The sequence below is a fragment of the Pseudomonas sp. TE3895 genome (genome assembly GCF_056278855.1).
In genome coordinates this window covers 2,715,434-2,728,721 of record NZ_JBWBQE010000001.1, presented here as the reverse complement: position 1 = coordinate 2,728,721, position 13,288 = coordinate 2,715,434, and the positions used below count along the sequence as shown (strand labels likewise).

Genomic DNA, 13,288 nt, shown 5'->3' with positions numbered 1-13,288 from the left:
CAAGGCACCGGCCCCTATGTCCAAAAAGTCACGCTCGAAACTCTGGTTCCTGGTTCACAGCTGGCTGGCCCTGCCCATCTGGTTCTTCGTGCTGATCGTCTGCTTCACCGGCACCCTGGCAGTGGTCAGCCAAGAGCTGGTGTGGCTGGCCAAACCGGAGATACGCGCGGCGAAGCCGAGCGATGATGCGCCACTGCTGACTTACGACCAGGTGCTCAAGGCCCTGCGTGAAGCCCGCCCCGATCTGGATGTGCAATACATCATGCGCCCGGACGAGTCGCACTTCGCGCTGCAGGTGCAGGTGGTGCAACCGGACAACACCACCCAGAACCTCTACGTGAACCCCTATACAGGCAAGATCCAGGGCATCAGCCCTTCCTTCGACTTCCGCCAGTTCACTCGCGCCTTGCATGGCTGGTGGCTGGTACCTTTCGGCAACGGCTACCCGTGGGGGTGGTACCTGGTCTCGCTGCTGGGCTTGCCGATGCTTGCCTCGCTGGTCACCGGCCTGGTCGTCTACAAGCGCTTCTGGAAAGGCTTTCTGAAACCTACCCTGCGCTTTCGCCAAGGTGCGCGCATCTTCTGGGGTGACTTCCATCGCCTGAGCGGTATCTGGTCGATCTGGTTCATTGCCGTGATCGCGATCACCGGCACCTGGTTCCTGATCCAGGCGTTGCTGGCCGACAACCACATCTCGATCTCAAGCCGCGACGTCCCCGCCGTGGTGGCCCGCGAGGACGTACCGCTGCTGCAGGCTGGCGAAGCGCCCCGGCTGGTCAGCCTGGAGCATGCCATCGAAACGGTGAAGGCGCAGATCCCCGGCTTCGAGGCATCCTTCGTGCGCCTGCCCGGCAATGCCTATGACACCTTCAACATCCGTGGCCGCGGCTGGTACCCGCTGATGTTCCAGAGCGCCAGCATCAACCCGTACACAGGCGTGGTCGCCACCTCGCACACCCTGGATGATCGCACGTCGCTGGAGTTCGTCACCGAATCCATGCGCCCGTTGCACACAGGCGACTTCGGCGGGCTGTGGGTCAAGATGATCTGGTTCGTTTTTGGCCTGGTGCTGACCTTGATGGTGCTCAGCGGCCTGTTGATCTGGAGCAAGCGCACCGCACAGGCCACTGCAGCCGCACTGAAACGCAAGCCGCGCAGCGCACCAACGGCCAACGCCGCGCAAGACGCCCACCTGCCGGAGACCGCCCGATGAGCCGAGCCACCACCACCGACGCACCTTCTGCCTCACGCCGCCTGTGGCTGAAATGGCGCTTTCACCTGAACATCCTGCTGATACTCATCCCCTTGGGGTTCATGCCCAGGTATTTTGCCGACCAGGCGTTGTTCAAAGGTGAAGCCGGGCTGGGTGAGCGTGAGGCGGGTGTGGTCGCAGTGGGCCCATGGAGCCTGCGCCTGGCCGAATTCCGTGCGTCGGCGCCCCGCCAGGAAGGCCCGGCCGGGTATTTCAAGAGTTTCAGTGCGGCGCTGTGCAACCACTGTATCGGCGAAGTGAAGGCCACCTACCTGCGGGTGGGTAAGCCTCGCAGCCTGCGCGCGGCCGGGAGCATCTTCTTCGGTTCACCCTACAGCATGGGCGCTTCCGTCCCGGTTCCGGCCAAGACCCGACCCAACGCTGAATTGTGGATCACCATGGAAGGCTGGGATGGCAGCGTGCACCAGGCTTCGATCCCCCTCAGCCAGGCCTCGCCGGCGACAGTTGCCTGGCTGCAGGCGCAGGTTGGCAGCCGCTAGACAACCCGGCGGCGCCCCCTGATCGGGTCAAGCGTTGCCAGCGGCGCTTTCCTTGCCCGCGTCCGTGGGGGCGCTTTCAGTGGGCGTGAAGACCATCACTTCCAGTACATCGGAATGGAACTCACGGCGGTACAGGATCAATACCACGCCCACACTCACCACCATGAATAGCCAAGGGCTGATGAACCAGGTCAGCATGGCCATGCCGAAGTAATACGAGCGCAGGCCGAAGTTGAACTGGTTGGCGGCCAGTGACAGCACCCGCGCCGCGCGGGAGGCGAACGCCTTGCGCTCCAGCTCATTGACCAGCCGTTCGCCGATCATCGGCGCCGACCCCACCAGCACGGCGGCAAAGTTGTATTGGCGCATGCACCAGCTGAACGTGAAGAAGGCATAGACAAATACCATGGCCAGGCACAGCAGCTTGATCTCCGACATGCCCTGGGATGTTTGCTGAACCAGCGGCAGGTCGGCCAGCAACGACAGTGCCCGGTCGGAGGCACCGAGCACGGTGAGGATGCCAGCCAGAATGATCAGGGTGCTGGAGGCAAAGAACGAAGCGTTGCGCTCCAGGTTACCGATCACGCTGGCATCAGCGATGCGGTTGTCGCGCAGCAGCATGCGGCGCATCCAGTCTTCGCGGTACAAGTGCAGCACACTGGCCAGGCACGCGGTGTCGCGCCCCTTCCAGATCGCATAGCGGGTATAGCCACCCCAGCACAGGGCGAACCAGGCGATGGCCAGCAGGTTGTTGAGGTTGCTTTGGATGAAGTTCATGCAGGGTTACCGAAAGGGCCATGTGCCTAAAGGATAGGGACCGGATTTCGACGCTGGCAAGCGGCAAAAGGCACACCTGCACACTGAAAAATGCATTACCTGCTGCGAAGCGGCCGAAACAGGCAAACAGCAAAAAGCCCCGCATCCTTTCGGAGACGGGGCTCTCTTGTTTTCACCCTTGGCGGGCACCCTTCGGCTTGTGGCCGGTGCCGCCCTCAGGCTTCGACTTGTCCGGTCAGGCCAGCGCCTCGCGCGGCTTGCCGAGCATGCGGTCGCAGGCCACGGCACCCACCAGGGTCACCACCGAAGGTACCAGCCAGGCCATGCCGGCATCACTCAATGGCAGGTGCGCCATGAAGTCTGGCAACACGTGGGCAAGGCTGCTGCCCTTGATCGCATCGACCATGCCGAACAACAGCGATACCAGCATCACCGGTGCCAGGATGCGCGTTGGCGAGTTCCACAGGTCTTTCACGAAGCTCAGGCCAACCACCACGATGCACGGCGGATAGATGGCGGTGAGCACCGGGATCGAGAACATGATCAGCTTGGTCAGGCCAAGGTTGGAAATCAGCAGCGAGAAGCCGGCGAGGATCACCACCAGCGCGCGGTACGACAGCGGCAGGATCTGGCTGAAGTACTCGGCGCAGGCACAGGTCAGGCCAACCGCGGTCACCAGGCAGGCCAGCGCGATCAGCACGGCCAGGAAGCCGCTGCCCAGGGAGCCGAAGGTGTGCTGTACGTAGGCATGCAGCACCGCCGCACCGTTGGTGGCGTCCGCCGCGATGTCGTGGCTGGTGGCACCCAGGCGGAACAGGCTGATGTAAACCAGGGCCAGCCCGACACCGGCGATCAGGCCGGCGATGATGGCGTAGCGGGTAATCAGCCTCGGCGACTCGACACCGCGCGAGCGAATGGCATTGACAATGACGATACCGAACACCAGGGCACCCAGGGTATCCATGGTCAGGTAGCCATCGGAGAAGCCCTTGGAGAACGCAGCGGCGGCATAAGCAGGCTGTGCGTCACCGATGGTACCGGCGGGCAAGGCGAAGGCAGCGATGCCCAGTACGGCCAGGGCAATGATCTTCAACGGTGCCAGGAAGCGGCCCACGGTGTCGAGCAACTTGCCAGGGTACATGGACACGGCCAGCACGACGATGAAGTACACCAGGCTGTAGATGAACAGCGCCAGCGGGCTTTCACCGGTCAGCGGTGCAACGCCCACTTCGAACGACACGGTCGCGGTACGCGGGGTGGCGAACAGTGGGCCTACCGACAGGTAGCACACAGCAGCCAGCAAGCCACCGAAGAACTTGCCGATCGGGCTGCTCAGGGCATCCATGCCGCCACCGACCTTGGCCAGGGCGACCACGGTGATGACCGGCAGGCCGACGGCAGTCACCAGGAAGCCCAGTGCAGCCATCCATACATGCGGGCCAGACTGCAGGCCGACGATAGGCGGGAAGATGATATTGCCTGCACCCACGAAAAGCGCAAACGTCATAAAGCCAAGCGCCAGGATATCCTGGCCTTTGAGAACTTTCATTTAAGGTAGTACCACACTGCTGAAATCGGGATTCGAGAGGGGATTTCCCTTTGGGTAAGGGGAAATGCTGCCCGGCTTGATAGGCCAGACCCGTTTAGCGTGTCGTTCCCTTTTGGGGTACGGGCACAGAGTGAACGCGTAATGTAACTGTTTTGTCAGTCAAACGCACTGGCACAGTGCTGCTTGTCCGATGTGCGTACATGTTTGTCGTCTGCGCGACCGAGGACAGCAGGCATTATCCTCGGATTGAAACATTCGTCTGCGTGAAAATTCCTATTAAACCTGTCGAAGAATCTCTATCGCCAGCACCGGCCTCTTCGCGGGTAAACCCGCTCCTACGAACCCCACATACGACAAAGGCCACCCGAAGGTGGCCTCTGTGCGCGTGGGGGGTGTAGCAGTATTACTTCTTGGCTTCCCAGCCAGTCAGCTCGGCCAGGGCCTTGCCGATGTCAGCCAGCGAACGCACGGTTTTCACACCCGCGTCCTGCAGGGCGGCGAACTTCTCGTCCGCAGTACCCTTGCCACCGGAGATGATGGCGCCAGCGTGGCCCATGCGCTTGCCCGCAGGTGCGGTAACACCGGCGATGTAGGAAACGACAGGCTTGGTGACGTGGGCCTTGATGTAGGCCGCGGCTTCTTCTTCAGCCGAACCGCCGATCTCACCGATCATCACGATCGCTTCGGTCTTCGGGTCTTCCTGGAACAGCTTCAGGATGTCGATGAAGTTGGAGCCTGGGATCGGGTCACCGCCGATGCCGACGCAGGTCGACTGGCCGAAGCCGGCGTCGGTGGTCTGCTTCACAGCTTCGTAGGTCAGGGTGCCGGAACGCGAAACGATACCGACCTTGCCTGGCAAGTGGATGTGGCCTGGCATGATGCCGATCTTGCACTCGCCCGGGGTGATGACACCTGGGCAGTTAGGGCCGATCAGGGTCACGCCCAGCTCGTCGCACTTGACCTTGGCATCCAGCATGTCCAGGGTAGGAATGCCTTCGGTGATGCAGACGATCAGCTTGATGCCGCCAAAGGCAGCTTCCAGGATCGAGTCTTTGCAGAACGGAGCCGGTACGTAGATGACCGAAGCGTCAGCGCCGGTAGCTTCCACGGCTTCCTTGACGGTGTTGAACACCGGCAGGCCCAGGTGGGTGGTGCCACCCTTGCCTGGGGTTACGCCGCCGACCATCTTGGTGCCGTAGGCAATGGCCTGTTCGGAGTGGAAAGTACCCTGCGAGCCGGTGAAGCCCTGGCAGATGACTTTGGTATCTTTATTGATCAGGACGCTCATTACTTGCCCTCCGCAGCTTTGACAACTTGTTGAGCAGCGTCGGTCAGGCTGGTTGCCGCAATGATGTTCAAACCGCTTTCTGCCAGTACTTTAGCGCCCAGTTCGGCGTTGTTGCCTTCGAGGCGAACGACGACCGGAACTTTAACGCCGACTTCTTTCACTGCACCAATGATGCCTTCGGCAATCATGTCGCAGCGAACGATGCCGCCGAAGATGTTGACCAGAACGGCCGCGACATTGCTGTCGGACAGAATGATCTTGAACGCTTCGGTAACGCGCTCTTTGGTAGCACCACCGCCAACGTCGAGGAAGTTGGCCGGCTTGCCGCCGTGCAGGTTGACGATGTCCATGGTACCCATGGCCAGGCCGGCACCGTTGACCATGCAGCCGATGTTGCCTTCAAGGGCAACGTAGTTCAGTTCGAACTTGGCAGCGTGGGCTTCACGGGCGTCGTCCTGCGACGGGTCGTGGAAGGTTTTCAGCTTCGGCTGACGGTACATGGCGTTGGCGTCGATGTTGATCTTGGCATCGAGGCAGTGCAGGTCGCCATCGGCCTTGATCACCAGCGGGTTCACTTCCAGCAGCGCCAGGTCATGATCCTTGAACAGCTTGGCCAGGCCAACGAAGATCTTGGCAAACTGTTGAACTTGCTTGCCTTCCAGGCCCAGCTGGAAAGCCAGCTCGCGACCCTGGAACGGCTGAGCGCCGACCAGTGGGTCGATGGTGGCCTTGAGGATTTTCTCAGGCGTTTCGTGAGCGACTTTCTCGATGTCCACGCCACCTTCGGTGGAAGCCATGAACACGATACGGCGGCTCGAACGATCGACTACAGCGCCCAGGTACAGCTCTTTGGCGATGTCAGTGCAGGATTCGACCAGAATCTTGGAGACGGGTTGACCGTTGGCATCGGTCTGGTAGGTAACCAGATTCTTGCCCAACCACTGTGCAGCGAACGCCTTGGCGTCTTCCTTGCTGCGAACCAGCTTTACGCCGCCCGCTTTACCGCGACCACCCGCGTGAACCTGGGCTTTTACAACCCACTCGTTCCCGCCGATCTTGTCGCAGGCTTCTGCAGCTTGCTCAGGGGTGTCGACTGCGAAACCCTTGGAAACTGGCAGGCCGTATTCAGCGAACAGCTGCTTACCCTGATACTCGTGAAGATTCATGCTTTTTACCGTCTTCGTTAGGTACTGCGCTTCGGCGCTGCGCCATCAGTGGCGCCGCACCACCTGTGACCGTTGACCCCGGGTTTCCCGTGTGATCCGGTCCGGCGGACTTTCCGCGGTGAGTCATGCACGCAAGACTCACGACGGGCAGCCCGCCGTGGTTTCTTATAATTAACGCTTCTTACGGTTGGCCACGTGAATGGCGCCGCCATTCACCGCCAGCGCTGCTTCATGCAACGCTTCGGACAGGGTTGGATGGCTGAAGACCATCATGCCCAGATCCTCGGCACTGGTGCCGAATTCCATTGCGATTGCGCCCTGCTGCACCAGTTCGGCAGCCGATGGGCCAATCACGTGAACACCCAGAACGCGGTCGGTCTTGGCATCGGCGATGACCTTGACGAAACCACCGGTGTCGTTGGCAGCCATCGCACGGCCGCTGGCCGCGAACGGGAAGGTGCCCACGTTAACCTCAACGCCCTCGGCCTTCAAGGCCTGTTCGGTCTTGCCGACCCACGCGATTTCCGGGTGGGTGTAGATGACCGATGGGATCAGGTCGTAGTTCATCTGGGCCTTGTGGCCCTTGATGCGCTCAACGACCATGATGCCCTCTTCGGAAGCCTTGTGGGCCAGCATCATGCCGCGTACCACGTCACCGATGGCGTACACGCCAGGAACGCTGGTGGCGCAGTAATCGTCGACGAAGATGTAGCCACGCTCGTCGATGGTCACGCCGCTGTCGGCAGCCAGCAGATCGGTAGTCACCGGGCGACGGCCGACTGCAACAATCAGCTTGTCGAAGGTGATCTTCTGCTCGCCTTCGGCGTTGGTGTAGGTCACTTCGACTTCATTGCCGTTGACTTTCGAGCCGGTGACGCGAGCGCCCAGCTTGATGTCCAGGCCTTGCTTGGTCAGGGTCTTCTGAGCTTCTTTCGACACGGCGGTGTCGGCAGCCATCAGGAAGGTGTCCAGGGCTTCCAGGACGGTCACTTCAGCACCCAGGCGAGCCCATACCGAGCCCAGCTCCAGGCCGATCACGCCTGCACCGATAACGCCCAGGCGCTTCGGTACGGCCTGGAATTCCAGGGCGCCGGTGGAGTCGACGATGACGTTCTGGTCGACCGGGGCCGGCGGAATGTCGATCGGGCGCGAGCCGGAAGCCAGGATCACGTTCTCGGCTTCGATGACTTCGGTGGTGCCGTCAGCCTTGGTGACTTCGACTTTCTTGCCGGCCAGCAGCTTGCCGTGGCCTTGGATCGAAGTGACGCCGTTGGCCTTGAACAGGGTGGCAACGCCACCGGTCAGGTTCTTGACGATGCCCGCCTTGCGGCCAACCATCGCGGCCACGTCCATCTTCACTTCGCCAGTGGAGATACCGTGGACGTTGAAGCTCTCTTTGGCTTCCTTGTATTTCCAGGAGCTGTCCAGCAGCGCCTTGGAAGGAATGCAACCTACGTTCAGGCAGGTGCCGCCCAGGGCCAGCTTGCCCTCGGCGTCGGTGTACTTCTCGATACAGGCAGTCTTCAGACCAAGTTGTGCGGCCTTGATGGCAGCTACATAGCCGCCTGGGCCTGCACCGATTACCACTACGTCGAATTTCTGGGTCATAAAAGATTCCTTATCAGCTACAAGCTACAAGCCGCGAACCGCGCGGCATGGCTTCTCGCGAAGCCAGGCCTGGCACGGTACGCAGCCAGAGGGTTAGATGTCCAGCAGCAGGCGGGACGGATCTTCCAGCAGGTTCTTGATAGTGACCAGGAAGGTTACCGCTTCCTTGCCGTCGATCAGGCGGTGATCGTACGACAGCGCCAGGTACATCATCGGGCGAATCACGACCTGGCCATTGATGGCCATCGGGCGCTGGATGATGTTGTGCATGCCGAGAATGGCGGCCTGCGGCGGGTTGACGATCGGGGTCGACATCATCGAACCGAAGGTGCCACCGTTGGTGATGGTGAAGGTACCACCGGTCATCTCTTCGATGGACAGTTTGCCGTCACGGGCCTTCTTGCCGAAGGTAGCGATGCCGTTCTCGATTTCAGCCAGGCTCATCGACTCGGCGTTACGCAGCACCGGCACCACCAGGCCACGGTCGCTGGACACGGCAACACCGACGTCGGCGAAGCCGTGGTAGACGATGTCGTTGCCGTCGATCGAGGCGTTGACAGCCGGGAAGCGTTTCAGCGCTTCGGTAGCAGCCTTGACGAAGAACGACATGAAGCCCAGGCGCACGCCATTGTGGGTCTTCTCGAACAGGTCCTTGTACTTCGAACGCAGGGCCATGACTTCGGTCATGTCCACTTCGTTGAAGGTGGTCAGCATCGCCATGTTCGACTGGGCTTCGACCAGACGCTCGGCGATCTTGGCACGCAGGCGGGTCATCGGCACGCGCTTCTCGGTACGGTCGCCAGCGGCGACGACAACCGGGGCAGCGGCAGCAGCGGCAGGCTTGGCAGCCGGTGCAGCGGCAGGAGCCGACTTCTTGTTGGCAACAGCAGCAACCACGTCTTCCTTGGTGACGCGACCGCCTTTACCGGTGCCTGCCACGGTAGCCAGGTCGATGCCGTTTTCTTCAGCCAGCTTGCGCGCAGCTGGGGCAGCGATCGGGTCATCTTCGCCGGCGTCAGCGCTGGCAGCGGCCGGAGCAGCTGCAGGTGCGGCGGCCGCGGCAGGCGCCGGCGGCAGCACCGCCTTCAACGATCGAACCCAGCAATTCGTCGGACAGGACGGTGTCGCCCTCGCCCTTGACGATGTCGCCCAGCACGCCATCGGCAGTCGCCAGTACTTCCAGGACAACCTTGTCAGTCTCGATGTCGACGATCAGCTCGTCACGCTTGACGGCTTCGCCCGGCTTCTTGTGCCAGGTGGCAACGGTGCCATCGGCAACCGATTCCGGGAAGGTTGGGGCTTTGATCTCGATAGCCATTATCTGTGTTTCCTTAAATTCGGTTTCAGGTGCGCGAAGGCGTTAGACAGTGAAGGCGTCTTGCAGCAGTTTTTCCTGCTGTTCGGCGTGCTTCGAAGCGTAACCACAGGCTGGCGCGGCAGAAGCGTCGCGACCTGCGTATTCCAGGACCAGTGCCTTGTTGTGGCGGCCCAGGATACGGCGCATGTGGTGCTGGCTGCTGTACCAGGCACCCTGGTTCATCGGCTCTTCCTGACACCAGACCGCATGCTTGAGGTTGGTGTAAGGGGCGAGGATTTCGACCAGATCGTCCTCAGGGAACGGATACAGCTGCTCGATACGCAGGATGGCGATGTCTTCGCGGCCTTCGGCACGGCGTTTTTCCAGCAGGTCGTAGTAGACCTTGCCGCTGCACAGCACCAGACGCTCGACCTTGGCCGGATCGATTGCGTCGATTTCCGGGATCACGGTCTGGAACGAGCCTTCTGCCAGGTCTTCCAGGGTCGAGATGGCCAGCTTGTGGCGCAGCAGCGACTTCGGCGTCAGGACGACCAGCGGCTTGCGCAGCGGGCGAATGACCTGGCGACGCAGCAGGTGGTAAATCTGTGCCGGCGTCGTCGGTACGCAGACCTGGATGTTGTGCTCGGCGCACAGCTGCAGGTAACGCTCCAGACGCGCGGAGGAGTGCTCCGGCCCCTGCCCTTCATAGCCGTGTGGCAGCAGCATGGTCAGGCCACACAGGCGGCCCCACTTGTGCTCACCACTGGTGATGAACTGGTCGATCACCACTTGCGCACCGTTGGCGAAGTCGCCGAACTGGGCTTCCCAGATCACCAGCGCGTTCGGCATGGTGGTGGAGTAGCCGTATTCGAAGGCCAGTACCGCCTCCTCGGACAGGAACGAATCGTACAGATCGAAACGTGGCTGGCCAGGGAACAGGTTCTGCAACGGAATGTAGGTGCTGGCGTCCTTCTGGTTGTGCAGCACCGCGTGACGGTGCGAGAAGGTGCCACGGCCGATGTCCTGGCCGGTCATGCGGATCGGGTGACCTTCGAACTGCAGGGTGGCGTAAGCCATGGTCTCTGCATAACCCCAGTTGATCGGCAAGCCACCGGCCTGCATCTTCTGACGGTCTTCGTAGATCTTCGACACCTGACGCTGGACCACGAAACCTTCCGGCAGCTCGAGCAGCTTGGCCGACAGATCCTGCAGGGTCTTGAGGTCGAAACGGGTGTCGTGACGCGCGGTCCAGGCATGGCCCAGGTACGGACGCCAGTCGACGAACAGCTCGCGGTTCGGCTCCTTGACCAGGCTTTTCACCACGTGCAGGCCATTGTCCAGCGCGTTGCGGTACTCGTCGATCTTGGCCTGAGCGCGCTCGGCGTCGATGCGACCGGCCTGGATCAGCTGCTCGGCATACAGCTCACGGGTAGTGCGCTGCTTGCTGATTTGCTGGTACATCAGCGGCTGGGTGCCGTTCGGCTCGTCAGCCTCGTTGTGGCCACGGCGACGGTAGCAGACCAGGTCGATGACCACGTCACGCTTGAACTGCATGCGGTAGTCGATGGCCAGCTGGGTGACGAACAGCACGGCTTCCGGGTCATCGCCGTTCACGTGCAGGATCGGTGCCTGGATCATCTTGGCAACGTCGGTCGCGTACTCGGTGGAGCGCGCATCCAGTGGGTTGCTGATGGTGAAACCAACCTGGTTGTTGATCACGATGTGCACGGTACCGCCGGTCTTGAAACCGCGGGTCTGCGACATCTGGAAGGTTTCCATGACCACGCCCTGGCCAGCGAACGCAGCGTCGCCGTGGATCGAGATCGGCAGCACCTTGTCGCCAACGGTGTCGTTGCGGCGGTCCTGACGGGCGCGCACCGAACCCTCGACCACCGGCGAAACGATTTCCAGGTGGGACGGGTTGAACGCCATGGCCAGGTGCACTTCGCCACCCGGGGTCATCACGTTCGAGGAGAAGCCCTGGTGATACTTCACGTCACCGGAGCCCAGCTCGTTCATCTTCTTGCCTTCGAACTCGTCGAACAGCTCGCGCGGGTTCTTGCCGAAGGTGTTCACCAGCACGTTCAGGCGGCCACGGTGGGCCATGCCGATCACGACCTCCTTGGCGCCGTAAGAGCCGGAACGCTGGATCATTTCATCCAGCATCGGAATCAGGCTCTCGCCGCCTTCAAGGCCGAAACGCTTGGTGCCCGGGTACTTGGTGCCCAGGTACTTTTCCAGGCCCTCACCGGCGGTCACGCGCTCGAGCAGGTGGGCCTGCACGTCAGCGGAAAACTCCGGACGGCCGCGCACGCTTTCCAGGCGCTGCTGGAACCAGCTGCGCTGCTCGGAATCGACGATGTGGGTGAATTCGGCGCCAATGGTGCGACAATATGTCTTCTGGAGTGCATCGAAGATGTCGCGTAGGCTCGCCTCCTCTTTGCCGATGAACAGGTCGCCGGCACGGAAGGTCGTATCAAGATCGGCATTGGTCAAGCCGTAGTGATTGATCGACAGGTCTACGGGCGCAGGGCGCTGCCACAACCCCAACGGGTCGAGCTTGGCAGCCTGATGGCCGCGCATACGATAGGCCTGGATCAGTCGCAGAACTTCAACCTGCTTCTTCTCGTGTTCACTGCTCACGCTCCCGGCGGAAACCGGTTGGGCGCGGCGCTGGTTCTTTGCCAGCAGTACGAAATGGTCGCGGATTGTCGAGTGCGATACATCAGTAGCGGTGCTGCCGTCGGCTGGCAACTTCTGGAAGTAAGTGCGCCACTCTTCTGGCACAGCGTTAGGGTCGTGCAGGTAGAGCTCGTAGAGCTCTTCCACATATGCAGCGTTACCACCTGAAAGGTGGGCGCTATCCCACATGCGCTGCATCACGCTTTCTTGCATGCTTGGTCACCCTCGATTAGGGGACTGATCGGCGAGAGCCACAGCAAACCTGGAAAAGTCCGAAAACAGCGACTGAACCACGCCACCTGGATCCTGCTGATTTTCCGGGTACCAGCCCGGAAAGCCCCTGCTGGTCTCATATCTTCATAGGTAATGAACGCGGGCTTTGTGGGCCCTTGTTCGGGTTTTACCTCAGTGCGGGCTCACCACCCGCACCTCGGCTTACTGCAGGTACAACGCTTTGTATCAGGTGCCGCTTTGCAGCAGCATGTTACGTACGTGACCGATTGCCTTGGTCGGGTTCAGACCTTTCGGGCAAACGTTTACGCAGTTCATGATCCCGCGGCAGCGGAATACGCTGAACGGGTCATCCAGGGGACGCCAGGCGCTCCTGAGTCTTGGTATCGCGGCTGTCGGCAAGGAAGCGGTAGGCTTGCAGCAAGGCTGCCGGGCCCAGGAACTTGTCCGGGTTCCACCAGAACGACGGGCAGGAAGTCGAGCAGCACGCGCACAGGATGCACTCGTACAGGCCGTCCAGCTTGTCACGGTCTTCCGGCGACTGCAGGCGCTCGATGGCCGGGGCCGGGGTGTCGTTCTGCAGGAACGGCTTCACCTTCTCGTACTGCTTGTAGAAGATGCTCATATCGACCACCAGGTCACGAATGACCGGCAGGCCTGGCAGAGGACGCAGAACCAGCTTGCCGCCCTTCACCACCGCCGACAGCGGGGTGATGCAGGCCAGGCCGTTCTTGCCGTTCATGTTCATGCCGTCGGAACCGCAAACGCCTTCACGGCAGGAGCGACGGTACGAGAAACCCTCGTCCTTTTCCTTGATCAGTGCCAATACATCCAGCACCATCAGGTCCTTGCCGCCGGTATCGACGTCGAACGACTCCATTTTTGGCGCCGAGTCGGTGTCCGGGTTGTAACGATAAACTTCGACTTTCAACATAGCA

8 protein-coding genes and 2 pseudogenes are annotated in these 13,288 nt (G+C 61.3%); 2 read left to right on the top strand and 8 right to left on the bottom strand.

Features of this window, described 5'->3' with window-relative positions; all coding sequences use genetic code 11:
* Window positions 1–16: 16 nt before the first annotated feature.
* Together ACZ889_RS12350 and ACZ889_RS12345 are read left to right on the top strand one after the other, a co-directional pair.
* Window positions 17–1,213, top strand: a complete 1,197-nt coding sequence (locus ACZ889_RS12350; RefSeq protein WP_003254197.1) for a PepSY-associated TM helix domain-containing protein — start codon at window positions 17–19, stop codon at window positions 1,211–1,213.
* Window positions 1,210–1,752: a hypothetical protein gene (locus ACZ889_RS12345; protein ID WP_004573639.1), complete on the top strand. Its 543-nt coding sequence runs from the start codon at window positions 1,210–1,212 to the stop codon at window positions 1,750–1,752. Before ACZ889_RS12350 ends, ACZ889_RS12345 begins: the two co-directional genes overlap by 4 nt.
* A 27-nt stretch (window positions 1,753–1,779) precedes the next feature.
* Here ACZ889_RS12345 and ACZ889_RS12340 read toward each other — a convergent pair whose 3' ends face one another.
* The 8 genes and pseudogenes from ACZ889_RS12340 to ACZ889_RS12305 form a co-directional block, all read right to left on the bottom strand.
* Entirely contained in the window at window positions 1,780–2,529 is a 750-nt protein-coding gene (locus ACZ889_RS12340) for a DUF599 domain-containing protein (RefSeq protein WP_003254200.1), read from the bottom strand.
* A gap of 235 nt (window positions 2,530–2,764) precedes the next feature.
* A complete protein-coding gene (gene brnQ / locus ACZ889_RS12335) occupies window positions 2,765–4,078 on the bottom strand; it encodes a branched-chain amino acid transport system II carrier protein (protein ID WP_003254201.1) in 1,314 nt (437 codons plus the stop codon).
* A 403-nt stretch (window positions 4,079–4,481) separates the two neighbouring features.
* Window positions 4,482–5,366: a succinate--CoA ligase subunit alpha gene (gene sucD / locus ACZ889_RS12330; protein WP_003254203.1), complete on the bottom strand. Its 885-nt coding sequence runs from the start codon at window positions 5,364–5,366 to the stop codon at window positions 4,482–4,484.
* The gene (sucC, locus tag ACZ889_RS12325) at window positions 5,366–6,532 is read right to left on the bottom strand and encodes an ADP-forming succinate--CoA ligase subunit beta (RefSeq protein ID WP_003254205.1); all 1,167 of its coding nucleotides are present in this window, start codon (window positions 6,530–6,532) and stop codon (window positions 5,366–5,368) included. Before sucC ends, sucD begins: the two co-directional genes overlap by 1 nt.
* A 171-nt stretch (window positions 6,533–6,703) precedes the next feature.
* Complete coding sequence (gene lpdA, locus ACZ889_RS12320; RefSeq protein WP_003254207.1) at window positions 6,704–8,140, bottom strand: dihydrolipoyl dehydrogenase; 1,437 nt, start codon at window positions 8,138–8,140, stop codon at window positions 6,704–6,706.
* Between the two features lie 93 nt (window positions 8,141–8,233).
* Window positions 8,234–9,458, bottom strand: a pseudogene (gene odhB, locus ACZ889_RS12315) (2-oxoglutarate dehydrogenase complex dihydrolipoyllysine-residue succinyltransferase).
* A gap of 42 nt (window positions 9,459–9,500) precedes the next feature.
* On the bottom strand, window positions 9,501–12,332 hold the full coding sequence (locus ACZ889_RS12310; protein ID WP_003254210.1) for a 2-oxoglutarate dehydrogenase E1 component: 2,832 nt from the start codon (window positions 12,330–12,332) through the stop codon (window positions 9,501–9,503).
* Between the two features lie 246 nt (window positions 12,333–12,578).
* Window positions 12,579–13,284 (bottom strand): annotated as a pseudogene (locus tag ACZ889_RS12305) (succinate dehydrogenase iron-sulfur subunit).
* Window positions 13,285–13,288 lie beyond the last annotated feature (4 nt).